The sequence below is a fragment of the Streptomyces sp. CBMA152 genome (genome assembly GCF_014596475.1).
Taxonomy (GTDB): Bacteria; Actinomycetota; Actinomycetes; order Streptomycetales; family Streptomycetaceae; genus Streptomyces.
Genome location: NZ_MECJ01000001.1, coordinates 115891 through 142377 on the forward strand (window position 1 = coordinate 115891; position 26487 = coordinate 142377).

Here is a 26487-nt window from a genome sequence, read left to right on the forward strand (position 1 = left end):
CGATGCTGCCGCGCGATGACACGGACACGAACGCGCCAAAGGTCGAGTCTAACGGGGTGCGGGAAGACGGATGCGCCCGTGGGCGGCCCGGTGGCTGCTACTGGAGGTAGGCCGGGGCGCCGACGGGCAGGATAAATCGGAACTCGGCGCCGCCGCCGCAGCCGCGGCCGACCGCGATCGTCCCGCCGTGCGCCTCGACGATGCCCTTGACGATGTAGAGGCCCAGGCCCGTCCCGCCGCGTTTGCTCCCCCGCCAGAAGCGGGTGAAGACACGGCCCATCGACTCCTCGGGGATGCCGGGGCCTTCGTCGCTCACGGTGACGGCCGTTCCCTTCTCGTCGTGCTCCTCGATACGGACCGGGGCGGGTCCCACCTCGATGGTGACGGTTCCCTCGCCGTGGCGCACCGCGTTTTCCAGCAGGTTGCCCAGTACCTGGTCGATCTTGTCCGGATCCGCCCACAGATCGGGCAGCGGCCGCTGGATGCGGACCAGGAAGCGGTCGGGGGCCTGCCCGGAGGCGACATGGGCCTGGATGTGCCGGCCGACGGCGGCCGCGACGTCCACGGGCTGGCGGCGCACCTCCAGACGGCCGGAGTCGATCCGGGAGATGTCGAGGAGTTCGGCGATCAGCCGGGTGACGCGGTTGGCGTCGGCGTCGACGGTCTCCAGCATCAGCCGCTTCTGGTCGTCCGTGAACCTCTCCCACTTGGCGAGCAGTGTCGCGGTGAACCCCTTGACCGAGGTCAGCGGCGAGCGCAGCTCATGGGCGACGGTGGCGATCAGCTCGGCGTGGCTGCGCTCGGTGCGCCGGCGCGCCTCGGTGGAGCGCAGGCTGACCACCACGCGCCGCACCGGACCGGTGGGGTGCTCGCGCACGTACCGCGCGGAGACCAGCACCTCGCGGCCGCCCGGCAGCAGCAGGTTGCGCTCGGGCTGGCCGACGCGGATGGCGAGTCCGCCGTACGGGTCGGTCAGCTGCCACCAGCGGCGGCCCTTGAGGTCTTCGAGCGGGAGCGCGCGCTCCAGCTGTACGCCGAGCGCGTCGCGTTTGGGGACCGCGGTGATCCTGGCGGCCGCCGCGTTGAAGCAGATGACGCGGCCCGTCTCGTCGGCGACGACGAGTCCGTCGGGCAGGTCTTCGGGGTCTATCCCCAGGGCGTCCGGGCTACCGGAAGGGCACACCAGGGCATTCTCGCCGATGGTCCTCACGCCGACAGCCATCCCCGTATCCCACCTCTCCGAAGCACACAGTGGGCCCCCGAGCCCGTCACACTACTAGCTACAGGTGACGGTGCGGACCCCCTCAGCGAGGAGTACGGGTGCGCTGGGCCCGCGCCGAGGCGTACAGGCACACCGCGGCGGCGGTCGCCAGGTTGAGGCTCTCGGCCTTCCCGTGGATCGGCACGCGCACCACGGCGTCCGCGAGCGCGCGGGTCTCCTCGGGCAGCCCCCAGGCCTCGTTGCCGAAGATCCAGGCGGTGGGGCCGCCCATGGTGCCCGCGTCCAGCTCGTCGTCGAGGTCGTCCTGGCCCGCCCCGTCGGCGGCGAGGATGCGCACACCGGCGTCCCGCAGCCCCCGTACGGCCTGCTCCACCGGCACGCCCACGGCGACCGGCAGATGGAAGAGCGAACCGACCGAGGCGCGCACCGACTTGGGGTTGTACAGGTCGACGGAGGCGTCGGTGAGGACGACCGCGTCGGCGCCCGCGGCGTCCGCGCAGCGCAGTACGGTGCCCGCGTTGCCGGGGTCGCGCACATGCGCGAGGACGGCGACCAGCTTGGGCCGCGCCTTGAGGATGTCCTCGAACGGCGAGTCCAGGAAGCGGCAGACGCCGACCAGGCCCTGCGGGGTGACGGTCTGCGAGACCTCGGCCAGCACCTCGTCGTCCGCGTAGTGCACCTTGGCCCCGGCGTCGCGGGCGGCGGCCACGATGTCCGCGTAGCGCTCGGCGGCCTCGACGGTGGTGAACAGCTCGGTCAGCGTCGCCTCGCCGCCGGACCGGTGCTCGACGGCCTCCCGGACGGCCTGCGGCCCCTCGGCGATGAACCGGCGCTCCTTGCCGCGGAAGTTGCGCCGTGCGAGCCGCTTGGCGGCGGCGACGCGCGGGGAACGCGGGGAGATCAGCTCGGGGGTGGCCATCAGTCGGCGGCTCTCATTTCGTACGGACGAGCAGGGGGCGGAACGCAGCCGGACCCGCAGGCAGTCAAGCCTGCGGGTCCGGACGAAGCCTGTGAGGGCAGCCGATCAGGCGGCAGCCTTCGGGGCGTTGACGTCGCTCGGGAGCGCCTTCTGGGCGACCTCGACGAGCGCGGCGAACGCGTTGGCGTCGTTGACCGCGAGCTCGGCCAGGATCTTGCGGTCCACCTCGATGTTGGCGGCCTTCAGACCCTGGATGAGGCGGTTGTACGTCATGCCGTTCTGGCGGGCAGCGGCGTTGATGCGCTGGATCCACAGCTGACGGAAGTCGCCCTTGCGCTTCTTGCGGTCGTTGTAGTTGTAGACCAGCGAGTGGGTGACCTGCTCCTTGGCCTTGCGGTACAGGCGCGAGCGCTGACCGCGGTAGCCGGAGGCCGCTTCGAGGATCGCCCGGCGCTTCTTGTGGGCGTTGACTGCCCGCTTGACGCGTGCCACTTGTTAACTCCTTGTAGCGGGGCCGTGGTGGGTGATCACACGGCCCGAATTCGAATAGGTCCCGGTCTCGACGTTCCGCCCCCGGTCACCGGAGGCGGAGGAACGTCACTTGCCGAGAAGCTTCTTGATCTTCTTGGCGTCGCCCGGGGCCATCTCGGCGTTGCCGGTGAGGCGACGCGTCAGCTTGGACGACTTGTGCTCGAGCAGGTGGCGCTTGCCGGCACGCTCACGGAGCACCTTGCCGGAGCCCGTGATCTTGAAGCGCTTGCTGGCACCGCTGTGCGACTTGTTCTTCGGCATAGCGCCGTTATCTCCTCGTCAGTGGCGCTCCCAGCCGGTCCGGGGACCGGCGCACGGGAGCGTCATATGTATCGGTTGTCCTGGGCCGGCGGCCCGGGAATCAGGCCTCGGCAGGTTCCTCGGCCGACGCCTCGACGACGGGCTCCTCGACCGACGCCTCGACGACGGGCTCCTCGGCGGAACCGTCCTCGTCGGCGACGGGCTGACCCTGGCGCTCCGCCTTGCGGGCGGCCTGCGCCTCGCGGGCTTCGGCCATGGCCTCGGTCTTCTTCTTGTGCGGACCGAGAACCATGATCATGTTTCGGCCGTCCTGCTTCGGGTTCGACTCGACGAACCCGAGGTCCTGGACATCCTCCGCGAGACGCTGCAGCAGTCGGTAGCCGAGTTCCGGCCGGGACTGCTCGCGACCACGGAACATGATCGTGATCTTGACCTTGTCGCCCTGCTTGAGGAACCGGACGACGTGACCCTTCTTGGTGTCATAGTCGTGCGGGTCGATCTTCGGCCGGAGCTTCATCTCCTTGATGACCGTGTGCGCCTGGTTCTTGCGCGCCTCACGGGCCTTCATGGCCGACTCGTACTTGAACTTCCCGTAGTCCATGAGCTTGCACACGGGCGGACGGGCGGTCGCCGCCACCTCGACCAGGTCCAGGTCGTACTCCTGTGCGAGCTCCAGGGCCTTGGCAAGCGGAACAATCCCGACCTGCTCGCCGCTGGGACCGACAAGTCGCACTTCGGGAACGCGAATCCGGTCGTTGATGCGGGGCTCGGCGCTGATGGATCCTCCTCGGTAGCACCACACGCCTGTCTGGCAGACAAACGCGTACTTTCACTCGGGACCAACCATCACGGCACATGAAAAATGCCCCGACGGGACACAGGCGGGGCTCCAAGACAACCGGAGCACCGCCGCGGTCAACCGCGGGGCGCACATCGGACGGCTCCATCGTCCGTACGGAACGATGGCTACCGTCTGACCGGGTGACCCGCCGTCCCTGAGGGCGGTCGGGTGGGAGATCGGAGCCTCCACTTGTGGGCCGGGCACATGGGAGTACCTGGCCGGTCGTTACACAAGGTTAGCAGGCCCCCGGCACGGGGGCCAATCGTGCGCACACCACCGCAGCGCCTATCGTGTGGGGCATGAGTGAGACCTCCCCCCAGTCCCCGCAGACCACCGACTTCGACACCATGACCCGCGACATCGCGGAGGTCCCGGCCGTCGAGGTGATCGTGACGGTCGCCGTGAACCTGATGAGCGCCGCCGCGGTGAAGCTCGGTCTGACGGAGGAGGGCGACGAGCACAAGGACCTGGACGAGGCCCGCAAGCTCGTGCACGCGCTGGCCGGTCTGCTCGACGCCAGCACCACCGAGGTGAGCTCCTTCCACGCCGCCCCGCTGCGCGACGGCCTGAAGTCGCTCCAGCTCGCCTTCCGCGAGGCGTCCCTCGTCCCGGACGAGCCGGGCCAGGGCCCGGGCGAGAAGTACACGGGCCCGGTGTACGGCTAGTCCGACCTCGTATGACGCGGTGAAGCGCCCCCGGAACGGATTCCGGGGGCGCTTCGCGTTGCCTCACCGCGTGAACAGCGGCTCGTTCGGGGGCGGGGCCTGGGCCGGGAGCAGGGCGAGGTCGAGGCCCCTCACCAGGCGGGCGCGCAGCACCTCGTCGGCGGCGAGCAGGTCGACGACCCGGCGCGCGGCCTCGGCCGGCACCGCGCCCTCGGCGAGGACGAGCGCGAGGGTGCCGTCGGCGCTGCCCGGGCCGAGATGGGCCCGCAGGACGGCCGGCTCGGCGGCGACGGCCTTGCGCACGGCCTCGGTCACCGCCGGGTCGTCCAGCGGATCGGTGCTGGTGCGCCCCTCGGCCAGCGCGAGCAGGGCCGAGCCCTTCAGTTCGTACGCGACCGGGCCCGCGAGGTCGAGGACGACCGTGTCGGCCTGCTCGTGCGCGGCGGCCTGGAGGGCCTGATGCAGCGGTACGGCGACGGGCCGGGCCGCCGGGTCCCAGAGCGCGAGCGACGCGGTCGAGGTGAAGGCCGGGAGCGCCTTGCGGTCGCCCGCCTGGAGCGTGGGCACCGCCATGTCGCTGGTCTTCTCGCGCCGCAGCCCGTTCTCGTCGGTCTCGACCTCGCCGAGGACGGCGACGATGGGCACGAGGAGCCGGGCGCCCTTCAGCGCGGCGAGCACGCGCGACTCGGCGGCGGCGTCGCCCTTCACCCCGGCCCAGGCGGCCAACGCGGCCGTGAGTTCGGGGTCGGCGGTGCCGTCGTCGTCGGAGAAACCGGGGTCCGGGATGTTCTTGAGCTCCACGGCACGAGCCTAACCGGGGCGCGCGCCCGCTCCCGCCGGGCCCGGCCCGTAACCTCGCCGGATGGATCTGGACGCGGTGGTGTCAGGAGCTTCCGGGGGTTCGCTTTCCGTCGGCGTGTACGACGTGACGAGCGGTGCGGGCGCGGTGTACGGCGGCGAGGGGCGTACGTACGACACGGCGAGCATCGTCAAGGTCGACATCCTCGCGGCCCTGCTCCTGCGGGCCCAGGACGAGTGCCGGGAGCCGACCGGGAGCGAGTGGGCGCGGGCGGCCGCCATGATCGAGCGCAGTGACAACGACGTGGCGACCGAGCTGTGGCGGCTGATCGGCGGCGCGCCCGGGCTGGACGCGGCGAACCGGCGACTGGGACTCACCGAGACGTCCGGGGCGGCGGCGTGGGGGCTGACCCAGACCACGGTCCGGGATCAACTGGCGCTGCTGAAGGCGGTGTTCGGGGCGGATTCGGTGCTGGACGCGGGCTCGCGGGGGCGGCTTGCCACCCTGATGAGCCGTACGGTCGCCGGTCAGGACTGGGGTGTCTCGGCGGCGGGCACCGCGTGGGCCCTGAAGAACGGCTGGCTGCCCCGGACCGCGACAGGGCTGTGGGTCGTCAACAGCATCGGCCGCGTGACGGCACCGGACGGCCGCGCGTATCTGGTGGCGGTCCTGTCCGACGGGCACGCGACCAAGGAGGCGGGGGTGGCGGCGGTGGAGGACGCGGCGCGGGCGGCGGTACGGGCGATGCCGGGTTCTTAGCGCGGGACCTTGGTGCGGCTGCCACGCCACAAGGTGATGGAGGCCGCGAGCAGGAGGACGCCCGCGCCCGCGGCGAGCGCGGCCAGCCAGTCGCCCCGGTGGTCGGGCGCGCTGGGCTTGTCGGGGCCCGGGCCGAAGTACGTGCTGCGGTTCGCGCGCTCGGCCGAGGTGTTGGTGTGTACGTCCGGCTTGAGGCGGGCGCCCGCGGCGAGGGCGGCCGCCGGGTCGACCATGCCGTACCCCCGGGAGTCGTCGCGTCCGCCCTGCGGCGCGTTGCGGGCGGTGTCCGCGAGGAGGGTCTTGATCTGCGCCGGGGAGAGGCCGGGGTGGGCCGAGCGGATCAGGGCGACGGCGCCGGAGACGAAGGCGGAGGCGGCGCTGGTGCCCCAGCCCTCGTAGTACTTGCGGTCCGGGTCCGCTATCACCACGTCGACGCCGGGCGCGGAGACGGTGGCGTACCAGCGGCGGGTGGAGAAGGCGGCATGCGTGCCGTAGCGGTCGACGGCCGCGACCGCGATGACGCCCGGGTAGGCGGCGGGGTAGGAGACGTGGTCGCCCTGCTCGCCGCCGTTGCCCGCCGAGGCGACGACGACGGCGCCCCGGGCCAGGGCGTACTGGATCGCGGCGTCCTCGGCGGGTTCGGGGTGCGCGGAGGCGCTGTCGTCGCCGAGGGAGAGGTTGATGACGTCGGCGCCGTGGTCGGTGGCCCAGCGGATGCCGTCGGCGAGTGCGCCGCCACGGGTCTCGCGGGCCTTCTTGCGGGCCGGGTCGGACGATTCGAGGATCACCCGGACCGGCAGGATCCTGGCCTCGGGGGCGATGCCGAGCACGCCGTCCTGCTGACCGGGGCCGTGTCCATGGCCCGCGATGATCCCGGCCATGGCGGTGCCGTGCCGGGCCCAGTCGCGGCTGCCCCGGCCCGCCCCGAACCCGATGAGGTCGTTGCCGGGCAGGACCGATCCGGCGAGGTCGGGCTGGGTGGCGTCGACGCCGGTGTCGAGCACGGCGACGGTGATGCCCTTGCCCTTGGTCGTACGCCACGCCTCCTGCGTGTGCATCGCGGCCAGCTCCCACTGCCGGTCCCGGATGGTGTCCGCCTGCGCGGGAGCGGCGGGGAGCAGCAGCGCGAGGGTGGCGGCGCAGACGAGGGTGGCGGCGCGGGCGCGGCGGGGCGTGGTCATCGCTGCTTCTTCGTTCCGGTGGCGGCGGTCTTGCGCAGGGTCCGCTCGACCCGGTCGGCGATGCCCTTGGCGTCGTGGGTGAGTCCGGCCTCGACGGGGGCGTCGGTGGCGCCGTCGGCGACGGCGCGGTCGGCAGGCTGCGGGTCGGTGACGGTACGGGCGTCGGCGTAGCCGGTGACGGAGTAGACGACGACGGGGGCGTCGGTGAGGACGCGTACGGTCCAGCTCGCCCGCTGCTTGTCGCCGAACCCGGCGGCGGGCGTGCCCTTGACCGGGTACGGGCGCGGCATGAGGTCGCTGCGGTTGCCCAGCGACTCGTCGCTGAACCGGGTGCGCAGCGCGGCCATCGCAGCGGCGTCGGCCTCGGTGAACACCATCCCGACGGTGGTGACGGCGCTGGACGTGGCGTCGGTATACGTGGCCCGCAACAGCCGTACGCAGCCGACCGGTTGGAGCACCTTGAGCAGCAGCGGGTCCAGCGCACCCGCGCAGCCGCCGTCGGGCGCGACCCCGACCCGGGTCCAGACCCGGTCGGCGCCGCCGGGCCCGGCCCCGTTCCCGCTGATGGTGGGCGGAAAGAAGGTGTCCACGGGCACGTTGTGCCACAGGTCGCGGGCGGCGGTGTATCCGGTACGGGAGTCCCCGTCGCCGGATCCGCTCCCGATCCAGCTCCCGGCCGCGGCCCCGCCGATCAGCCCGAGCCCCAGGACGAGGCATACGGCGGCCGCGACGACCCGTCCGGCCCGGCGGTGGCGCACCGGCTCGACGTCGGGCGCGTCCTGGTCCCCGCCCACGGGTATCAAGGGCGGGATGGCGGGTATGGGGGGCGGTGACGTGGGGACGGCGGGCGGCTGGGTGTCCGCCGACGCGGCGGGCGGCGCCATCGGGCGCGGCCCGGGCACATACGCCGGAGGCGCGGCGGGCAGCCTCGGCGGGATCGACACGGGCGCGGCCGGACCGGCCGTCGGCGTCACCGACGGCTTCGGCGGTACGGCCGGACGCGACGGAGTCGCCAGGGCGGCGTCCAGCAGATCGATGGCGGAACGCGGGCGCTCGGCGGGGGGCGCGGGCAGCGCACCGGTGGGCGGAGCCGTCTCGCCACGGGACCGGGCCGCCGCGTCCTCGTCCGAGGTCGGCGTCGTCGGGGGCCGTTGCGCGTCCGTGGTCAATGGCCCCCCTCGTACCCTTCGTGCCTGCGCTGCGGATCGGCTTGGCCGGCAGGGCCGTTCGTTGCCGCGTTGGCGATACTTTACGGGCTGGGTGCACCGGGCAGGCCCCGGGCCCGAACGGGCGGGGGATCTGCCCCGATCGTCCCCCTACCCCCGGGTAGGACGTTCTGGCAGGCTCTGCCCATGACTCCGCGCGCAGCCGACCGGGCCCGCTACGACCGGGCCACCGCAGCTCTCGACGCCCCGCTCGCGCTCGTGGACCTGGAGGCGTTCGACGCCAACGCCGACGACCTCGTCCGGCGTTCCGGCGGCAAGCCGATCCGGGTCGCCAGCAAGTCCGTACGCTGCCGGGCCCTGCTCGAACGGGTGCTGGCGCGCGAGGGATTCGCCGGGATCATGTCGTTCACGCTCGCCGAGTCGATCTGGCTGGCGCGGGCCGGGTTCGAGGACGTCCTGCTGGCGTATCCGTCCGCCGACCGGGAGCGGTTCACCGAGCTGACCGGCGACCCCAAGCTCGCGGCCGCGATCACCGTCATGGTCGACGACCCGGCCCAGCTCGACCTCATCGACCGGGCCCGGCAGCGCCACGACCTCGTGGTCCGCGTCTGCGTCGAGCTGGACACCACGCTCCGGCTGCTCGGCGGGCGCGTACGCGTCGGCGCCCGCCGCTCCCCGCTGCGCGACCCCGCGCAACTCGCGGACCTGGCCCGGTCCATCGACCGCCGCCCCGGCTTCCGGCTGGTGGGGATCATGGCGTACGAGGGTCATGTCGCCGGGGTGGGCGACGCCATCGCGGGGCGGCCGGTGCGCTCGCGGGCGATCCGGCTGATGCAGAGCGCCGCGCGCAAGGAGCTGGCGGCGCGCCGGGCCGAGGTGGTGCGGGCCGTGCGGGCCGTCGTGCCGGATCTGGAGTTCGTCAACGGGGGCGGGACCGGCAGCGTCCAGCACACGGCCGCCGAGGACGCGGTCACCGAGATCGCCGCCGGGTCCGGGCTCTATGTGCCGCGTCTGTTCGACAACTACACGTCGTTCACCGGACGGCCCGCCGCGCTCTTCGCGCAGCCGGTGGTGCGCCGCCCGGGCGTCGGGGTGGTGACGGTGCTCGGCGGCGGCTACCCCGCGTCGGGCGCTGCGGGCGTGGACCGGCTGCCGGTTCCGTATCTGCCGGAAGGGCTCCGCTTCGACCCGCAGGAGGGGGCGGGCGAGGTGCAGACGCCGCTGCTCGGCTCGGCCGCCGACGATCTGCTGATCGGCGACAAGGTGTGGTTCCGGCACGCCAAGGCGGGCGAACTGTGCGAGCGGTTCGACGAGTTGCACCTGGTGGAGGGCGACCGCGTCACCGCGACCGTGCCCACGTACCGGGGCGAGGGCCGCACCTTCCTGTGACACTGGACGTTCACGGCGCCGGGGGCGCCACGCTGCTGCCGACCCCGCCGTTCTGCGTTCCCCCGATGACCCGGATGCCCTCGGTGATCCGGTCCATCCCGGTGAGCGGCACGGTGCCCGCCCCCGCGTCGAAGGCGAACCGGACGATGATCATCGACTCGCTGCCGACGCTGGACGGGAACGCCAGCGACTCCACGTAACCCCCGCTCCCCGCACCGGTCTTGACGCTCCAGCGGACCAGATAGCCGGTGCGCCCCGCGACCACCACGGAGGCGGAGCGCACCTCGCGGTGCGAGACCATCCCGCCGTAGTGGCGGCTGCCGAGGATGTCCTTGTCGTACGCGTCGTCGGCGGCGTCCGCGATGTCCTGCTTCGCGATGGCCTCGGCCGTCTTGAGGTCGGTGGCGGTGGCGGTGCGGCTGGTGACGACGGCGTGGTGGCAGAACGCGCCCTTGTCTCCGGGGCAGTCGAAGGTGGCCTTGGTCCACATCGTGGGGTAGCCCCCGACCGTGGAGTCGGGCTTCTCCCAGCCGGACATGACCGGCAGGGTGATGCCGTTGAGCTGGTCGACCAGGACGCTCGGGTCGTCCGTGTGCGACGCGCTCGGGGTCGGGGCCGTGCTCTGCCCGTGCGAGGTGGCCGCCTGGGTCGGCACGTCCGGCGCCGCGACGGCCGCCGGGCCGCTGCCGTCCTTGCCGAGCAGCGCGACCCCGGCGACGATCGCCGAGACCAGGACCACCGCGGCCACCACGACGGCGACGACCGCGCCCCGGCCCCGCCCCTGCGGCCGCTCCCCCACGGGCGGCAGCGGAACCGTGGCCGCGGCCGGTGGCGGCACCACGGGCACCGGCTGACCGGCGGCTCTGGTGTACCCGGTCCAGGCGGTCCCGTCCCACCAGCGCTCGATGGCGGGACTGCCCGGATCCCGGTACCAGCCGGGCGGCGTCGTCATGCTCATCAGGCCACCCTATGGGGGCGGTTCAGCCCCCGTACACCGTGTCCTGCTGGTCGGCCACGACCGTGCCGTCGCCCCGGCGCACGGGCGCGGCGGTGCCGTCGTGGTCCGTGTACGCGGTGGTGGAGCACGGGTAGGCGGCGCTCTTGCGGCCCTTGGGCTGGATGAACATCGGGTTCACGATCCAGCGGCCGTCGTTGTTGTCGTACGCGCGGCACATCAGCTCGTTCTTGTTGCGGTTCAGCACGAGCCGCAGCCCGGTCGCGTCCCGCAGGAACGACACATCGGTGTCGGAGTCGCCCGCCGCGAACACCTGGCGCCGCGCGGCCGGCTGGACCTTCTCGGCGGCCGCCCCGCGCACCCCGAAGATCTCCTGGTTGATCCAGCACCGCTTGCCGTCGATGTACGTGATCATCCCGTCCTCGCCGTCGGCGACCGTGCCGCAGCCCTTGATGTGCGGGGTGATCCGGCCGTGCGAGGTGACGCTGCGGATGCCGATGGCGTGGTCCTTCGCGACGCCCACGCCGCCCACCCACTCGTCGACGACCGTCTCGGGCGACGCCGAGGTGATCCAGACGTCGAACCCGGCCTTCTGGAACGTACGGATGAGATCGCGCTGCTGGTCGTAGTAGCGCACCCAGCCGGTCACCTTGGCCGTGCCGACCTGCTGCTCGGTGCCCATCGGCGCGGCCAGGTTCTCGGTGCGGGCGGCGCGGGCGAACGCCTTGATGTCGGCGGTGCGCCAGCCGTTCATCAGCTGGGCGAGCCAGGCGTACTGCGGCTCGATCCGGCGCCGGTCGAAGCCGGTGAAGGCGGTCGCGCCCTTGGTGGTCGTGCCCTCCCCGTAGACCGTGCGTATCTCGTCGGCGCAGCGGGTGTCGGTGGCCGTGGGCAGGGTGCGGCCACCGGACGGGCAGGCGGCGGCGAGCGCGGTGGCCGCCTGGTCGGTGAGGTAGCGGCTGGTGGTGTGCCAGTCGCCGTGCTGCGGGCGGCGGATCTTGGAGTGGCGCAGCATCCAGTACATCGTGGCGTCGCCGACGTCGTTCTTCACGACGGTGTTGTCCCAGTCGAAGACCGCGACGGGCTTGTGCCCCTTGGCCGCGCCCGCGCCCTTGCCGCACTTGCCGTAGCTGTCGATCAGCTCCTGGAGCCGGGCCTGGTTCTGCCCGTACCAGCCCTGCGAGATGGTCAGCGTGGGGCACGCGCCCGTGTGCGCCTGGGCGGTGGGGGCGGCGGCGAAGGCACTCCCCGCGATCGCCAGAGCGGCGGCCGCGGCCTGCCAACGACGTGCATTGCGCATGAACACTCCTGTCACCAACGGAAGATCGGGGGAAGGCTAGACAGAACAGCCGGGCGTCGCGCGACGCCCGGCTGTCTGGGTGGTGGAGTAAAGGTGAACGGCTAGAGCGGGGTCACGTACGCGCCGGAAATACCGCCGTCGACCAGGAAGTCCGTCGCGTTGACGAACGACGAGTCGTCGCTGGCGAGGAACGCGACGGCCGCCGCGATCTCCTCGGCCTGCGCGAAGCGGCCGAGCGGGATGTGCACCAGGCGGCGCGCGGCCCGCTCGGGGTCCTTGGCGAACAGCTCCTGGAGCAGCGGGGTGTTGACCGGCCCCGGGCAGAGCGCGTTGACCCGGATGCCCTCGCGGGCGAACTGCACGCCCAGCTCGCGCGACATCGCGAGCACGCCGCCCTTGGACGCGGTGTACGAGATCTGCGAGGTCGCGGCGCCCATCCTGGCCACGAAGGACGCGGTGTTGATGATCGAGCCGCGGCGCTGCTCGCGCATGTACGGGATGGCCGCCTTGCAGCACAGGTAGACCGAGGTGAGGTTGACGTCCTGGACGCGCTTCCACGCGTCGAGCCCGGTCTCCAGGATCGAGTCGTCGTCGGGCGGCGAGATGCCCGCGTTGTTGAAGGCGATGTCGACGCTGCCGTAGGTGTCGTACGCGGCCCTGAAGAGGGCGTCGACCTGCTCGGCGTCGGTGACGTCGACGCGTACGGCGAGCCCCCCGACCTCGTCCGCGGCCTTCTTGGCGGCGGCCTCGTCGATGTCGCCGCACACCACGTTGGCGCCCTCGGAGGCGAGGCGGCGGGCGGTGGCGAGGCCGATGCCGCTGCCGGCTCCGGTGATCACGGCGGTGCGGCCGACGAGCCGGCGGCAGATGCTTTCCTGGGTCACAGTGCGGGGCCTTCCGTGCTGATGAAGACGTTCTTGGTTTCGGTGAAGGCGGCCAGCGCGTCCGGGCCGAGCTCACGGCCCAGGCCCGACTGCTTGTAGCCGCCGAAGGGGGTCCAGTAGCGCACGCTGGAGTGCGAGTTGACGGAGAGGTTGCCCGCCGCGACCGCGCCGGAGACCCGCAGGGCGCGCCCCACGTCACGGGTCCAGATCGAGCCGGACAGGCCGTACCGGGTGGCGTTGGCCAGGCGTACGGCGTCCGCCTCGTCCTCGAACGGCAGCACCACGGCGACCGGCCCGAAGACCTCCTCGGCCGCGACCGGCGCGTGCGGCGCGAGGCCCGTCAGGACGGTCGGCGGGAACCAGAAGCCGGGGCCGTCGGGCGCGCTCCCTCGGATGCCCGCCATGTCGCCGTCGACGTACGCACGTACGCGCTCCAGCTGGACCTTGGAGATCAGCGGGCCCATCTGGGTCTTCTCGTCGGCCGGGTCGCCGACGACGACGGACTCGATGCCGGGCGCGAGCAGTTCGAGGAAGCGGTCGTAGACGGAGCGCTGGACCAGGATGCGGGTGCGGGCGCAGCAGTCCTGGCCGCTGTTGTCGAGGAACGACATGGGCGAGGCGGCCGCGGCCGCCTCGATGTCGGCGTCCGCGAAGACGATGTTGGCGCTCTTGCCGCCGAGTTCGAGGGTGAGACGCTTCACCTGGTCCGCGCACTTGGCCATGATCTGCTTGCCGACCCGGGTGGAGCCGGTGAAGACGATCTTGGCGACGCCGGGGTGCTCGACGAGGGCCGCGCCCGCGACGGCGCCCGCGCCCGGGAGCACCTGGAACAGGTCCTCGGGCAGGCCCGCCGCCACCGCCAGCCCGGCGAGGCGCAGGGCGGTGAGCGGGGTGGTCTCGGCGGGCTTGAGGATCACCGCGTTCCCGGCGGCGAGCGCCGGGGCCATGCCCCAGGCGGCGATCGGCATCGGGAAGTTCCAGGGCGCGATGACACCGACGACGCCCAGCGGTTCGAGGATCGTGATGTCGAGACCGCCCGGCACTGGGATCTGACGTCCCGTCAGGCGCTCCACTCCCCCGGCCGCGTAGTCGAGCAGATCGCGGACGTTGCCCGCCTCCCAGCGGGCGTTGCCGACCGTGTGCCCGGCCTCCGCGACCTCCAACTGGGCGAGTTCTTCGAGGTGTTCGTCGACCGCGACGGCGAAGCGGCGCAGCAGCCGGGCCCGGTCGGCCGGGGCGAGCGCGGCCCACTGCTGCTGCGCCCGCGCGGCCCGTACGACGGCCGCGTCCACGTCTTCGGCACTGGCGGCGGGGACGGTCGCGATGACCTCCTCCGTCGCCGGGTTGAGCACCTGGTGCTCGTACGGTTCATCGGACAACGGGGGCCTCACAGGCGTTCGAAGGAGCGACGGAGCTCCCAGTCGGTCACCGCGGCGTCGTAGGCGTCCAGCTCGACGCGCGCCATGTTGCGGTAGTGCGCAACCACCTCGTCCCCGAAGGCGGCCTTGGCGATGGGGCTGTTCTCCCACAGCTCGGCGGCCTCGCGCAGGGTGGTCGGGACGTGCTCGTACTCCGAGGTGTACGCGTTCCCGGCGCAGGCGTCGGGCAGTTCGAGCTTCTGCTCGACGCCGTACAGACCCGCCGCGACCAGTCCGGCGACCGCCAGATGGGGGTTGACGTCACCGCCCGGCAGCCGGTTCTCGAACCGCAACGAGCGGCCGTGACCGACCACCCGCAGCGCACAGGTGCGGTTGTCGTAGCCCCAGGCGACGGCGGTGGGCGCGAACGAACCGGGCTGGAAGCGCTTGTACGAGTTGATGTTCGGCGCGTAGAGCAGGGAGAAGTCCCGCAGCGCGGCCAGCTGTCCGGCCAGGAAGTGGCGCATCAGCGCGGACATGCCTCCCGGGCCGTCGCCCGGCATGACGTTGCGGCCCTCCTCGTCGGCGAGCGAGAGGTGGATGTGACAGGAGTTTCCCTCGCGCTCGTTGTACTTCGCCATGAAGGTGAGCGAGACGCCCTCCTGGGAGGCGATCTCCTTGGCGCCGGTCTTGTAGATCGCGTGCTGGTCGCAGGTGACCAGGGCCTCGTCGTAGCGGAAGACGATCTCGTGCTGGCCCGGGTTGCACTCGCCCTTGGCGGACTCGACGGTCAGGCCCGCGCCCGCCATGTCGTTGCGGATACGGCGCAGCAGCGGCTCGATCCGGCCGGTGCCGAGCACCGAGTAGTCGATGTTGTACTGGTTGGCCGGGGTCAGCCCCCGGTAGTCCGCGTTCCAGGCCTGCTCGTAGGTGTCCCGGAAGACGATGAACTCCAGCTCGGTGCCGACCTGTGCGGTCAGCCCGAGCTCGGCGAGCCGGTCGAGCTGGCGGCGCAGGATCTGGCGCGGGGCGGCGACGACGGGCGCGCCGTTCTCCCAGCCGAGGTCCGCGATGAGCATGGCCGTGCCGTCGTTCCAGGGGACGCGGCGCAGGGTGGAGAGGTCGGGGAGCATGGCGAAGTCGCCGTAGCCGCGCTCCCAGGACGACATCTCGTAGCCGTCGACGGTGTTCATCTCGGTGTCGACGGCGAGGAGGTAGTTGCAGCCCTCGGTGCCATGGGCGACGACCTCGTCGAGGAAGAAACGTGCGGCGAACCGCTTGCCCTGGAGCCGCCCTTGCATATCGGGGAAGGCCAGGACCACAGTGTCGATCTCGCCGCTCTCGACGAGCGCGCGCAGCGCGTCGATGTCGAGCGGGGGTGTGCGGTCTGCCACGGGAAAAGCCTCCTTCGGTCAGCCGAGAACCCATAAGGTATTGCCGAGAACCATTGCTTGGGAAGGGGGTGCGGCCAGATGTCGCAGCCGGATTTCGAGGACCGGCTCGCCCCGGTGCTGCGGACCGTGCGGGCCGGCAACGGCTTCGAGGAGGCGCTGGAGCAGATCCTCCAGGTCGTCCGGCTCGGTCTGGTGCCGGCCGGTGAACGGCTGCCGTCGGAGCGGGAGTTGGCCGACCGCCTCGGCATCAGCCGGGTCACGCTGCGCGAGGTCCTGAAGGTCCTCACCGACCAGGGCCTGGTGGAGTCGCGGCGCGGCCGGTACGGCGGAACGTTCGTGCTGCCGCGCGCCTCCTCGACCGGCGAGGACGAGCTGCGGCGGCGGATCGCGGAGGTCGACGTCGAGGACGTGCTGCGCTTCCGCGAGGTCCTGGAGGTGGGCGCGGCCGGGCTCTGCGCCGCGCACGGACTCACCGACGAGCAGGCCGACCGGCTGCGGGACGCGCTGGCCCGCACGCATGACGCGCCGCTCACCGACTACCGCCGTGCCGACACCCTGCTCCACCTCACGCTCGCCGAGCTGTCGGGCTCGCCCACGCTCACCGCGCGCTACGCCGCCGTGCGGGCCACCGTGAACGACCTGTTGGACTGCATCCCGCTGCTCGTACGCAACTTGGAGCACTCCCAGCGTCAGCACACCGCGTTGGTCGAGGCGGTGCTCGACGGGGACGCGGATGGGGCGCGGGAGATGATGCGGGAGCATTGCGGGGGGACTGCGGCGCTGCTTCGGGGGTTTTTGACGTAGCGGCGAGCGCGTGGCCTTTCGACTGCGGACCGTGCGTGGTTGCTCGCGCAGTTCCCCGCGCCCCTATGGGGCGCCCAGGACCGCCCCCGTTTACCCCGACGTAACGCAAAGGGCTTGCTTTCTGGTGGGGTTCCCCGCAAAGGTATGGCCCCAGTCCATTGACCCCATCCCCCGTCGGGAGCCGCGTCATGACCATGGAGTCCACGGAATCCGCCAAGACCCGCGCCGCCGAACCGGCGGACGACTATCTGGAGCGCAGGGCGCTGCGCCGGGGCAGCGCCGGCTGGCTGCTGCTGACCGGGCTCGGCGTGGCGTACGTCGTCTCCGGCGACTACTCCGGCTGGAACTTCGGCCTGGCCCAGGGCGGTTTCGGCGGGCTCGCGATCGCCATGGCCCTGATGGGCCTGATGTACGTCTGCATGGTCTTCTCGCTCGCCGAGCTCTCCTCCGTACTGCCCACGGCGGGCGGCGGCTACGGCTTCGCCCGACGCGCGCTCGGCCCCTGGGGCGGCTTCCTCACCGGTACGGCCATCCTCATCGAGTACGTCCTGGCCCCGGCCGCGATCTCCATCTTCATCGGCGACTACGTCGAATCGCTCGGCCTGTTCGGCCTCACCTCCGGCTGGCCGGTCTACCTCGCCTGTTTCGCCATCTTCATCGGCATCCATCTGTGGGGCGTCGGCGAGGCGTTGCGCTTCAGCTTCGTGGTGACCGGGGTCGCGGTGGCCGCGCTGCTGGTGTTCGCGGTCGGCGCGTTCATGGACTTCGACGCGTCCCGCCTCGACGACATCGCGGTGCACAAGGACGCGGTCGGCGCGAGCTCCTGGCTGCCGATGGGTGTGATGGGGATCTGGGCGGCGTTCCCGTTCGGCATGTGGTTCTTCCTCGGCGTGGAGGGCGTACCGCTGGCGGCCGAGGAGACCCGCGACCCGGCCCGTACGCTCCCGAAGGCGATCCGCTGGTCCATGGGCATCCTGGTGGTCCTCGCCCTGCTCACCTTCTTCGCCTCGGCGGGCGCGCGCGGCTCGGCCGCGATCCAGGACGCGGGCAACCCTCTGGTCGAGGCGCTGCAACCGCACGGCAAGGCCACGGCGCTGAGCCGGATCGTCAACTACGCGGGACTCGCGGGCCTGGTGGCGTCGTTCTTCTCGCTGATCTACGCGGGCTCGCGTCAGCTCTTCGCGCTCTCCCGGGCGGGTTATCTGCCGCGCTTCCTGTCGCTGACCAGCCGCCGCAAGGCGCCGTACCTGGGTCTGCTCGTGCCCGGCGCGATCGCCTTCTCACTCGCGGCCGCGACCGGCGACGGGGCGCGGATGCTGAACGCCGCCGTCTTCGGCGCCACCGTCTCGTACGCACTGATGTCCCTCTCGCACATCGTGCTGCGCCGCCGTGAGCCGCATCTGGAGCGCCCGTACCGTACGCCGGGAGGAGCGCTGACCTCGTCGGTCGCACTCGTCCTCGCGTGCGCGGCGCTTCTCGCCACGTTCCTGGTGGACGTGACGGCGGCGCTGATCGCGCTCGGCGTGTACGCGGTCGCCGTCGCCTACTTCGGTCTCTACAGCCGTAAGCATCTGGTGGCCAGTGCACCCGAGGAGGAGTTCGCGGCGCTCGCGGCGGCGGAGGCCGAGCTGGAGCGCGAGTGAGTGTCCATTCAGCAGCACTTCAGCAGCACTCGTCAGAAGGAGAGGGAGAACGCGGTGGGACGGCCACTGATCGGTGTCAGCACATATCTGGAGAGCTCGGTGCGCTGGGGCGTGTGGGACTGGCCCGCCGCGCTGCTGCCCGCGTACTACCCGCGCCTGGTGCGGGCGGCGGGCGGCCTCACCGCGATGCTGCCACCGGACGACCCGGACACGGCGGCCCAGGTCGTGGCCCGTCTCGACGGCGTGGTGATCGCGGGCGGGCCTGATGTCGAGCCCGTACGGTACGGGGCCGACCGCGATGCCAGGACCGGGCCGCCCGCGCCGGAGCGGGACGCGTGGGAACTCGCCCTGATCGAGGCCGCGTTGGCGTCCGGGACACCGCTGCTCGGCATCTGCCGGGGGATGCAACTGCTGAACGTCGCCCTCGGCGGCACGCTCGTACAGCACATGGACGGCCACACCGGCGGTACGGGTGTCATCGGCCGCCACACCGTGCGCCCGGTTCCCGGCACGCTCTATGCCGGGATCGAGCCGGGCGAGGCGTCTGTACCGACCTACCATCACCAGGCCGTGGACCGTCTCGCGGACGGTCTGGTGGTGTCGGCGCTGGCTGAGGACGGCACCGCAGAGGCAGTCGAACTCCCGGGCGCGGCCTGGGCGTTGGGTGTGCAGTGGCATCCGGAGCTGGGCGAGGACACGAAGGTGATGGAGGCGCTGGTGGAGGCGGCGCGCGCCCGCGTCGACTGCCCCGTGTAGAGCTCAGCGGGCCCGGGTCTCAGTGGGCCCGCGTCAGCGACAGCAGGTCGCGGGCCGGGCCCGTGGGGCGGTGGCCCGCGCGCCAGACCGCGCGCAGGTCACGGCTCAGTCCTACGCCCTCCAGCGGGATCCGCGCCAGGCGCCGACTCGCCAGCTCCTCGCCGAGGGCGAGTTCGCTGAGCACCGACGGGCCCGCGCCGCTGACCACCGCCGCCTTCACGGCCGTGGTGGAGGCGAGTTCGAGCAGCGGCGGCGCCACCCCACCCGCAGCGGTGAGCGCCGCGTCCAGGACCTGACGGGTGCCGGAACCCTCCTCGCGCAGGATCAGCGGGGTGGCGGCCAGTTCGGCGGCGGTGAGCGGGGTGCGGCGGCGGGCCCATGGGTGGGCGGGCGCCGCGACCACCACCAGGCGGTCATGGCCGATCACCGCCCCGTCGAGCCCACTCGGCACCGACAGGCCCTCCACGAACCCCAGGTCCGCCTCGCCCGCCAGCAGCCGCTCGGCCACCAGCGCCGAGTTCCCGGCGTGCAGCGAGACCGCCGTCCCCGGGCGCTCGGCGCGCAGAGCGATGAGCCACCCGGGCAGCAGGTACTCGGCGATGGTCATGCTCGCGGCGACCCGCAGCCGGGAGTCGCGGCGCCCGCGCAGCGCCTGGGCGCCCGCGTCGAACGCCTCGGCCGCCTCCACCACCCGCCGCGCCCAGTCCGTCACCAGGACGCCCTCGGCGGTCAGCTTCGACCCGCGCGGCGAGCGGTCGACCAGGGCCACCCCGAGCTGGCGTTCCATCGCGCGGATCCGGCTGCTCGCGGCGGGCTGGGTGATGCCGAGGTCGCGCGCGGCCCGCCCGAGGCTGCCGTGCCGGGCGACCGCGAGCAGCAGCTCCAGGGCGCCCAGATCGGGCACCCGCCGGAACACCGGCCCGGACTCGTCCATGCTCGCCGTACTCATAAACCCAGCTTATGGCCTCATAGAAAGATCCGGTCTGGCGGGCCCCTGCGACCAGGGCGAAGGTGGACACATGGTCACCCTCATCCATTCGCGCACACAGGCACCGGCGACCCCGTTGTCCGCACTGCGCCACCTCGGTCCCAACTGGTACGCCGCCGTCATGGGCACGGCGATCATCGCCAACGCGGGCGCCGGACTCCCGTTCCACATCCCGGGGCTGACCGTGATCTGGGCCCTGTCGCTGACCATGCTGGTGGTGCTGGTCACCGCCCGCGCCGTCCACTGGACGCACCACCGCGACCAGGCCCGCGCCCACCTCCTCGACCCGGGCGTCGCCCCGTTCTACGGCTGTATGTCGATGGCGTTCCTGGCCGTCGGCATCGGCACCCTCACCGTCGGCAAGAACGTCATCGGCGAGGGCGCGGCCGTCACGCTCGCCTGGATCCTGTACGGCATAGGCACCCTGACCGGGCTCGCGGTCGCGGTGGGCATCCCGTATCTGATGGTCGTGCGCCACAAGGTCGCCTCCGGCACCGCCTCGCCGGTGTGGCTGCTCCCCGTGGTCGCCCCCATGGTCTCGGCGACCCTCGGCGCGCTCCTGGTCCCCCACCTGCCCGTCGGCCAGCCCCGGGAGGCGATGCTGCTCGCCTCGTACGCGATGTTCGGCATGAGCCTGCTCGCCACCATGGTGATGCTGCCGCTGGTCTTCTCCCGGCTCGTCCACGAGGGCCCCCTGCCGCTCGCCCTGACCCCGGCCCTGTTCCTGGTCCTCGGCCCCCTCGGCCAGTCCACCACCGCCGTCAACAAGCTGGCGGACGTGGCCACGGGCGCGATCGACGCCCCGTACGCGAACGGCCTGAGCGTGTTCGCCGTCGTCTACGGCGTGCCGGTGATCGGCTTCGCCCTGATGTGGCTGGCGCTCGCCACCGCGATGGTGGTCCGCGCGGCCCGCGCCGGAATGCCCTTCGCGATGACCTGGTGGGCCTTCACCTTCCCCGTCGGCACCTGCGTCACCGGCGCCGAGGGCCTGGCCCACCACACCGGCCTGGCCGCCTTCGACTGGCTCTCCGTCGGCCTGTACGCCCTGCTCGCGACGGCGTGGCTGGTGGCGGGCTTCCACACCGTCCGCGGCCTGGTCAGCGGCAGGCTGCTCGCAGCACCCCGCTGAGCGCGGCCGGGGCCTCCACGAGCGAGGGGCCGTACCAGGTGAGCAGCCGGCCGTCCACGAGGGCGGCCGGCAGTGCCGGGAACGCCTCGGGGCCGTCGTCGGGCGTGAAGCGGTACGGCTCGTCGGGCAGGACCACCAAGTCGGCCCCGGCGGCGTTCAGTTCGTCGAGGCGGATGCGCGGATAGCGCTCGGCGTGGTCCGCGTACACATTGCGGACGCCGAGCCGGGACAGCACGTCCCCCGCGAAGGTGTCGCGGCCGAGCACCATCCAGGGGCGGCGCCAGATCGGCACGACGGCTGTTCCGAAAGGCTCGCCGGGGTGCGCCACCGCGTCCCACGCCCGGCGGGCCTCGTCGAGCCAGTGGGGGCGTGTCAGACCGCAGCCCTCGACCAGGACCCGGGCCAGCTCGGTGAACGCCTGCTCCAGGTCGCGTACTTCGGTGACCAGGACCTCCAGGCCCGCCGCGCGCAGCGCCGCGAGGTCCTGTTCGCGGTTCTCCTCCTCGTTGGCGATCACCAGGTCGGGGCGGAGCGCGACGATCGCGGGGACGTCGGGGTTCTTGGTGCCGCCGATGCGTACGACGTCGAGGCCGGCCGGGTGCGTACACCAGTCGGTCGCGCCGACGACGAGCCCGGGGGCCGTGACCGCCACCGCCTCGGTGAGCGAGGGCACCAACGAGACCACCCGGGGCGATGCCATCAGTGCCGGGTCTCCTCGATGGCCTCGATGTGGTCGGCCACCGCCACCAGCAGGATCCGGGTACCGGGCACCGCCGCGCGCCAGCGGTGGCGGACCCCGCCGGACAGGCACAGCGTGTCGCCGCGCTCCAGGCGGTAGGCCCGGCCCTCCGCCTCCACCTCGGCGGCGCCGTCGGCCACGTACATCAACTCGTCGTTGCGGTGCTGGAACTCGCGGGCGGTGTCGTGCTCGCCGGTGAACTCCATCGCGTGCAGCTGGTGGTGCCCGCGCAGCAGTTGGCGCACCCCGCCCTCGCCGTCCCCGTCCGCGCGCGCGACCTCGACGGTACGGGCGGTGTCCGCCGCGTCGTACAGCTCGGGGACGGTCGTGCCCAGCGCGTCCGCCACGCGCGCGAGGGAGCGGGCGCTGGGGCGGGCGCGCTCGTTCTCGATCTGGCTCAGGAACGGCACCGAGAGGCCGCTGCGCTCCGCGACCGCGGCGAGGGTGAGCCCCAGCCTGCGGCGCAGCCGCCGCACGGCCACGCCCACCCGAAGAGTTTCCTTGTCGTCCATCTCTCCGGCTCCTCCCCGTCACCATGGCTCACTCGGCCGCCGCGCTGCCTGCACCCTACGCAGCTTCGGCGTCCGGGGGCACCATCGTGTGGAAGAAGAGTGCCCTCGCGTATGACCGTGCATACCTTGTGACGACGGGGCCCCGCCGGTATTTCGGCGGGGCCCCGTTGCGGGCGCGGACGGCTGAAACCATTCGCCCTTTCGCGTGTCAACGCGCGCGTGGCAGGTGTCAGCCCTTCACGGGCGTCCACTTGTCGGCCAGGCCCGGGTTCTCCTTGAGCCAGGCGCGGACGGCTTCCTGCTCCTTGCCCTTGCCGGTCGACTGGATCTTCGCCTCAAGACCGGTGAGCTGCTGCTCGGTCATATGGAAGTTCTTCAGCCAGGCGCCGACCTTCGGGTTGTCGGCCCCGAAGCCCTTGCGGGCCAGGGTGTGCACCCCGTCGCCCTTACCCCAGCTGCCCTTGGGGTCCTTGAGCTTCTTGAGGTCGTACGTGCTGTACGCCCAGTGCGGCGACCAGAGCGTGACGACGACCGGCTCCTTCTTGGCGTACGCGCGCTTGAGCTCGGCGAGCATCGACGGCGTCGAGCCGTCGACGACCTTGTACTCGCCGTCCAGGCCGTACTCCTTGAGGACCTTGTCCTTGAGCAGCCCCATCATTCCGGCGCTCGGCTCGATGCCGATGATCCGCCCCTTGAACTGGCCGGACTTGCCCTTGAGGTCGTCGAGCGAGTCGATGCCCTTCATGTACGAGGGCACGCTCAGCTCCAGCGAGGTCGGGCCGTACCAGGAGCCCAGGTCCTCCAGCTTGTCGTGGTACTTCCGCCAGTACGTGGCATGGGTGACCGGGAGCCAGGAGTCGGTCTCGAAGTCGATCTGCCCGCCCGCCATACCGGTGTAGAGCGCGCCCGCCTCGTACTGCTTGGTGTCGACCTTGTAGCCGCGCCGCTCCAGCAGCTCCTTCCAGAGGAAGGTGGAGGCGATGCCCTCGTCCCACGGGATGTAGCCCATGGAGACCTTCTTGCCCTTGCCGACGTTCTCGGCGCCGGAGGCGGTGGCCGTGGACGACGAGCCGAACATGTTCATGCCGCCCGCGACCAGCGCGAGGACGACCACGCCGACGACCACGACGGCGGGCTGCGGACGGTGGTTCCACAGCTTGGCGCCCGAAGTCCGGGCCTTCGCCAGCGCGCGGCGGCCCACCGGCGAGACCGCGCGGCCCAGCGCGCCGGTCATCCGGTCGAGGTACATGGCGAGCACGACGATCGAGATGCCCGCCTCGAAGCCGAGGCCGATGTCGACGTTGCCGATGGCGCGGTAGACCGCGCCGCCGAGCCCGCCGCCGCCGACCATGCCCGCGATGACGACCATGGACAGGCCCAGCATGATTACCTGGTTGACGCCCGCCATGATGGTCGGCAGCGCCAGCGGGAGCTGCACCCTGAGCAGGGTGTTGCGCGGGGTGGTGCCGAACGCCTCGGCCGCCTCGACCAGTTCGGGGTCGACCTGGCGGATGCCGAGCTCCGTCATCCGTACGCCCGGGGGCAGCGAGAAGACGATGGTGGCGATGATGCCGGGGACCACGCCGACGCCGAAGAAGATGATGCCGGGGATCAGATAGACCATCGCCGGCATGGTCTGCATGAAGTCGAGCACCGGACGGCTGATCGCGCTCACGGTCTTGGACCGGGACGACCAGATGCCCAGCGGGATGGCGAGGGCCAGCGTCACCACGGTGGCGACGAGCACCAGCGACAGCGTCGACATGGCCTCGTCCCACAGCTCGATCGAGTCGATCAGCGCGAACCCGCCGAAGGCGAGCACACCGGCGACCAAACCCCGCAGCCACCAGGCGACGACGGCGAGGATGCCCGCGAAGAGCAGCGGCTGCGGCGCGGACAGGACGGCGTCGATGCCGTCGTACATGCCGTTGACGACCTTGGTGATGGCGTCGAACAGCCAGGAGAGATGGTTCTGCAGGAACGTGACGGCGCTGTCGACCCAGTCGCCGAGCGGAAGCCTAGGCACGGGCCACCTCCTGCGCCGAGCAGGCCATGGGCCCGCGTTCGTCGTCGCCGAGGAACGCGATCAGGCGCTCCTGCGGTACGACACCGAGCAGCGCACCGTCGGCGCCCTTGACGGCGACGGGGTGCGGGACCCTGGCCGCGACCGCGCACAGGTCGGCCACCGAGGTGTCCAGGGTGACGCTCTCGCAGTCGCACTCCCCGGCGTCCGCGCGCTCCGGCTCGGTCATCACGGATACGGCGGTGAGCACCCGGGAGCGGTCGACGTCCTGGATGAACGAGGCCACGTAGTCGTTGGCCGGGGCCAGGAGGATGTCCTCGGCGGTGCCGAGCTGGACGATCCGTCCGTCGCGCATCACGGCGATGTTGTCGCCGAGCCGCATGGCCTCGTTGAGGTCGTGGGTGATGAAGACGATGGTCTTCTTGAGCCGCTTCTGCAGTTCGAGCAGCTGGTCCTGCATGTCGCGGCGGATCAGCGGGTCGAGCGCGCTGAACGACTCGTCCATCAGGAGCAGGTCGGCGTCGGTGGCGAGCGCGCGGGCCAGGCCCACGCGCTGCTGCATACCGCCGGAGAGCTCGTCGGGCCAGGAGTCGCCCCAGCCGGCCAGCCCGGTCAGCTCCAGGGCCTCGGCGGCGCGCATCTCGCGTTCGGCGCGCGGCACGCCCTGGACCTCCAGGCCGTAGGCGGCGTTCTCCAGGACACTGCGGTGCGGGAAGAGCGCGAAGTGCTGGAAGACCATGCTGATCTTGGTCGAGCGTACGGTGCGCAGCTCGCTCGCGGACAGGCTGGTCAGGTCCTGTCCGTCGAAGAGGACGCGGCCCGAGGTGGGCTCGATGAGCGCGTTGAGCATCCGCAGGAGGGTGGACTTCCCGGATCCCGAGAGTCCCATCACCACGAAGATCTGGCCGGGCTCCACCGTGAACGAGGCGTCGATCACCGCCGCCGTCGTCCCGGCCGCGCGCAGCTCGTCGCGGTCGGCACCGCCTGCGAGCTTGCGCACCGCTTCGTCGGGTCGTCTGCCGAACACTTTGTAGAGCTGCTCGGCTTGCAGCCTGGACACATACACCTCACGGGTAGAACGGAAAACGGCCCGCATCCCCCGCTCGCGGGCCGTGGAGCGGTACGGAATCTGTCCGCTTCCTCATGCAGTAGTTGAAACTGACACCGAGGGCCACTCCAGCGCCGCGCCTGCCCGGCCTTACCTGGAGCAAACGCGAAGGTGATCCAGTTCACTGCGCGAAGGGGTTGCCGAGAGCGGGGTGCGGCATCTGCGGGGTACGGCTTCAGCGGTGAGCAGAGGTGACTGTCAGTGGGGTGCGGCATCATCGGGGTGTGACGCGACGCCTGATGCTCCTCGACACCGCTTCCCTGTACTTCCGGGCCTATTTCGGGGTCCCCGACACCGTCCGGGCCCCGGACGGCACCCCGGTCAACGCCGTGCGCGGCCTGCTCGACTTCATCACCCGCCTGGTCCAGGACCACCACCCGGACGACCTGGTGGCCTGCATGGACGCGGACTGGCGCCCGCACTGGCGGGTCGAGCTGATCCCCTCCTACAAGGCGCACCGGGTGGCGACCGAGACCGCCGAGGGCGTCCCGGACGAGGAGGAGGTCCCGGACACGCTCGCGCCGCAGGTCCCGGTGATCGAGGCGGTCCTGGACGCACTGGGGATCGCCCGGGTCGGGGTCGCGGGATACGAGGCGGACGACGTGATCGGCACGCTGTCGGCGGCGGCCCCCGGCCCGGTCGACATCGTCACGGGCGACCGCGACCTGTTCCAGCTGGTCGACGACAAGCGCGGCGTGCGCGTCCTCTACCCCCGCAAGGGCGTCGGCGACTGCGACCTGATCGACGACGACCTCATCCGTACGAAGTACGGAGTACGGGCCGATCAGTACGCGGACTTCGCGGCCCTGCGTGGCGACGCCAGCGACGGCCTGCCGGGCGTCAAGGGCATCGGCGAGAAGACGGCGGCGCAGCTGATCACGGAGTACGGCGACCTGGCGGGCGTGCGCCGGGCGGCCGAGGACCGCACCTCCAAGCTGACGCCCGCCAAGCGCAAGGGCATCATCGAGGCCGCCGACTACCTGGACGTGGCGCCGAAGGTGGTCCGGGTGGCCCTGGACGTGCCGCTGCCCGACTTCGACCCGGCCCTGCCGGACGAGGCGCTGCACCCGGAGACGCTGGACCAGCTGGCTGAACGCTGGGGCCTGGGCAGCTCACTGCCCCGCCTGCTCACCACCCTGCGACCGTGACACGTATATCGCT

General features: G+C 72.0%; 26 protein-coding genes. 8 read left to right on the plus strand and 18 right to left on the minus strand.

What is annotated here, in order from left to right; translation table 11 throughout:
• Window positions 1–97: 97 nt before the first annotated feature.
• The 5 genes from BG418_RS00595 to infC form a co-directional block, all read right to left on the minus strand.
• Window positions 98–1222: an ATP-binding protein gene (locus BG418_RS00595; RefSeq protein WP_188271609.1), complete on the minus strand. Its 1125-nt coding sequence runs from the start codon at window positions 1220–1222 to the stop codon at window positions 98–100.
• Between the two features lie 82 nt (window positions 1223–1304).
• Complete coding sequence (locus tag BG418_RS00600) at window positions 1305–2141, minus strand: RNA methyltransferase (RefSeq protein WP_188271610.1); 837 nt, start codon at window positions 2139–2141, stop codon at window positions 1305–1307.
• Between the two features lie 105 nt (window positions 2142–2246).
• On the minus strand, window positions 2247–2633 hold the full coding sequence (gene rplT / locus BG418_RS00605) for a 50S ribosomal protein L20 (RefSeq protein ID WP_114037952.1): 387 nt from the start codon (window positions 2631–2633) through the stop codon (window positions 2247–2249).
• Window positions 2634–2738: 105 nt separating this feature from the next.
• Entirely contained in the window at window positions 2739–2933 is a 195-nt protein-coding gene (rpmI, locus tag BG418_RS00610) for a 50S ribosomal protein L35 (protein WP_030754426.1), read from the minus strand.
• A gap of 100 nt (window positions 2934–3033) precedes the next feature.
• Window positions 3034–3735 carry a translation initiation factor IF-3 gene (infC, locus tag BG418_RS00615; RefSeq protein WP_188271611.1) on the minus strand — a complete coding sequence of 234 codons (702 nt, stop codon included), beginning with the start codon at window positions 3733–3735 and terminating at the stop codon, window positions 3034–3036.
• Window positions 3736–4073: 338 nt separating this feature from the next.
• On the opposite strand from infC, the gene BG418_RS00620 reads away from it, so the two are divergent.
• On the plus strand, window positions 4074–4439 hold the full coding sequence (locus BG418_RS00620; protein ID WP_188271612.1) for a DUF1844 domain-containing protein: 366 nt from the start codon (window positions 4074–4076) through the stop codon (window positions 4437–4439).
• A gap of 63 nt (window positions 4440–4502) precedes the next feature.
• Here BG418_RS00620 and BG418_RS00625 read toward each other — a convergent pair whose 3' ends face one another.
• Window positions 4503–5240: an SseB family protein gene (locus BG418_RS00625; RefSeq protein WP_188271613.1), complete on the minus strand. Its 738-nt coding sequence runs from the start codon at window positions 5238–5240 to the stop codon at window positions 4503–4505.
• 61 nt (window positions 5241–5301) lie between these two features.
• On the opposite strand from BG418_RS00625, the gene BG418_RS00630 reads away from it, so the two are divergent.
• Complete coding sequence (locus BG418_RS00630; RefSeq protein ID WP_188271614.1) at window positions 5302–5997, plus strand: serine hydrolase; 696 nt, start codon at window positions 5302–5304, stop codon at window positions 5995–5997.
• Here BG418_RS00630 and mycP read toward each other — a convergent pair.
• Together mycP and BG418_RS00640 are read right to left on the minus strand one after the other, a co-directional pair.
• The gene (gene mycP / locus BG418_RS00635) at window positions 5994–7178 is read right to left on the minus strand and encodes a type VII secretion-associated serine protease mycosin (RefSeq protein ID WP_188271615.1); all 1185 of its coding nucleotides are present in this window, start codon (window positions 7176–7178) and stop codon (window positions 5994–5996) included. The genes BG418_RS00630 and mycP overlap by 4 nt on opposite strands.
• Entirely contained in the window at window positions 7175–8347 is a 1173-nt protein-coding gene (locus tag BG418_RS00640) for a hypothetical protein (RefSeq protein ID WP_188271616.1), read from the minus strand. The genes mycP and BG418_RS00640 overlap by 4 nt, the downstream gene beginning before the upstream one ends.
• Window positions 8348–8530: 183 nt before the next feature.
• Here BG418_RS00640 and BG418_RS00645 point away from each other — a divergent pair, with 183 nt between their 5' ends.
• Window positions 8531–9733: an amino acid deaminase/aldolase gene (locus BG418_RS00645; RefSeq protein WP_188271617.1), complete on the plus strand. Its 1203-nt coding sequence runs from the start codon at window positions 8531–8533 to the stop codon at window positions 9731–9733.
• 10 nt (window positions 9734–9743) lie between these two features.
• Here the strand turns inward: BG418_RS00645 and BG418_RS00650 are convergent, their stop codons facing one another.
• From BG418_RS00650 to BG418_RS00670, 5 genes are all read right to left on the minus strand, one after another.
• Entirely contained in the window at window positions 9744–10691 is a 948-nt protein-coding gene (locus BG418_RS00650) for a DUF2510 domain-containing protein (RefSeq protein ID WP_188271618.1), read from the minus strand.
• 22 nt (window positions 10692–10713) lie between these two features.
• Window positions 10714–11988 (minus strand): haloacid dehalogenase-like hydrolase, encoded by a 1275-nt coding sequence (locus tag BG418_RS00655; RefSeq protein ID WP_188271619.1) that lies wholly within the window; start codon window positions 11986–11988, stop codon window positions 10714–10716.
• A gap of 101 nt (window positions 11989–12089) precedes the next feature.
• A complete protein-coding gene (locus BG418_RS00660) occupies window positions 12090–12872 on the minus strand; it encodes a 3-oxoacyl-ACP reductase (protein WP_188271620.1) in 783 nt (260 codons plus the stop codon).
• On the minus strand, window positions 12869–14251 hold the full coding sequence (locus BG418_RS00665; protein ID WP_188271621.1) for an aldehyde dehydrogenase: 1383 nt from the start codon (window positions 14249–14251) through the stop codon (window positions 12869–12871). The genes BG418_RS00660 and BG418_RS00665 overlap by 4 nt, the downstream gene beginning before the upstream one ends.
• Window positions 14252–14259: 8 nt before the next feature.
• On the minus strand, window positions 14260–15624 hold the full coding sequence (locus tag BG418_RS00670; RefSeq protein ID WP_188271622.1) for a glutamine synthetase family protein: 1365 nt from the start codon (window positions 15622–15624) through the stop codon (window positions 14260–14262).
• Between the two features lie 78 nt (window positions 15625–15702).
• Between BG418_RS00670 and BG418_RS00675 the strand changes: the two genes are divergently transcribed.
• The 3 genes from BG418_RS00675 to BG418_RS00685 all read left to right on the plus strand — a co-directional run bounded on the left by BG418_RS00675 (window position 15703) and on the right by BG418_RS00685 (window position 18827).
• Window positions 15703–16428 (plus strand): FadR/GntR family transcriptional regulator, encoded by a 726-nt coding sequence (locus tag BG418_RS00675; RefSeq protein ID WP_188271623.1) that lies wholly within the window; start codon window positions 15703–15705, stop codon window positions 16426–16428.
• 188 nt (window positions 16429–16616) lie between these two features.
• Window positions 16617–18071 carry an ethanolamine permease gene (eat, locus tag BG418_RS00680; RefSeq protein WP_188271624.1) on the plus strand — a complete coding sequence of 485 codons (1455 nt, stop codon included), beginning with the start codon at window positions 16617–16619 and terminating at the stop codon, window positions 18069–18071.
• A gap of 54 nt (window positions 18072–18125) precedes the next feature.
• Window positions 18126–18827 carry a gamma-glutamyl-gamma-aminobutyrate hydrolase family protein gene (locus BG418_RS00685; RefSeq protein ID WP_188271687.1) on the plus strand — a complete coding sequence of 234 codons (702 nt, stop codon included), beginning with the start codon at window positions 18126–18128 and terminating at the stop codon, window positions 18825–18827.
• Between the two features lie 19 nt (window positions 18828–18846).
• On the opposite strand, the gene BG418_RS00690 is transcribed toward BG418_RS00685, so the two are convergent.
• Window positions 18847–19776 (minus strand): LysR family transcriptional regulator, encoded by a 930-nt coding sequence (locus BG418_RS00690; RefSeq protein ID WP_188271625.1) that lies wholly within the window; start codon window positions 19774–19776, stop codon window positions 18847–18849.
• A gap of 70 nt (window positions 19777–19846) precedes the next feature.
• Between BG418_RS00690 and BG418_RS00695 the strand changes: the two genes are divergently transcribed.
• Window positions 19847–20944 carry a TDT family transporter gene (locus BG418_RS00695; protein WP_188271626.1) on the plus strand — a complete coding sequence of 366 codons (1098 nt, stop codon included), beginning with the start codon at window positions 19847–19849 and terminating at the stop codon, window positions 20942–20944.
• Here BG418_RS00695 and BG418_RS00700 read toward each other — a convergent pair.
• The 4 genes from BG418_RS00700 to BG418_RS00715 form a co-directional block, all read right to left on the minus strand.
• Window positions 20913–21644: a helical backbone metal receptor gene (locus BG418_RS00700; protein WP_188271627.1), complete on the minus strand. Its 732-nt coding sequence runs from the start codon at window positions 21642–21644 to the stop codon at window positions 20913–20915. The genes BG418_RS00695 and BG418_RS00700 overlap by 32 nt on opposite strands.
• Window positions 21644–22195, minus strand: a complete 552-nt coding sequence (locus BG418_RS00705; RefSeq protein ID WP_188271628.1) for a helix-turn-helix domain-containing protein — start codon at window positions 22193–22195, stop codon at window positions 21644–21646. Before BG418_RS00705 ends, BG418_RS00700 begins: the two co-directional genes overlap by 1 nt.
• A gap of 229 nt (window positions 22196–22424) precedes the next feature.
• Window positions 22425–24221 (minus strand): ABC transporter permease/substrate binding protein, encoded by a 1797-nt coding sequence (locus BG418_RS00710; RefSeq protein ID WP_188271629.1) that lies wholly within the window; start codon window positions 24219–24221, stop codon window positions 22425–22427.
• Window positions 24214–25314, minus strand: a complete 1101-nt coding sequence (locus tag BG418_RS00715) for a glycine betaine/L-proline ABC transporter ATP-binding protein (protein WP_188271630.1) — start codon at window positions 25312–25314, stop codon at window positions 24214–24216. The genes BG418_RS00710 and BG418_RS00715 overlap by 8 nt, the downstream gene beginning before the upstream one ends.
• A gap of 251 nt (window positions 25315–25565) precedes the next feature.
• On the opposite strand from BG418_RS00715, the gene BG418_RS00720 reads away from it, so the two are divergent.
• Window positions 25566–26474: a 5'-3' exonuclease gene (locus tag BG418_RS00720; RefSeq protein ID WP_188271688.1), complete on the plus strand. Its 909-nt coding sequence runs from the start codon at window positions 25566–25568 to the stop codon at window positions 26472–26474.
• Window positions 26475–26487 lie beyond the last annotated feature (13 nt).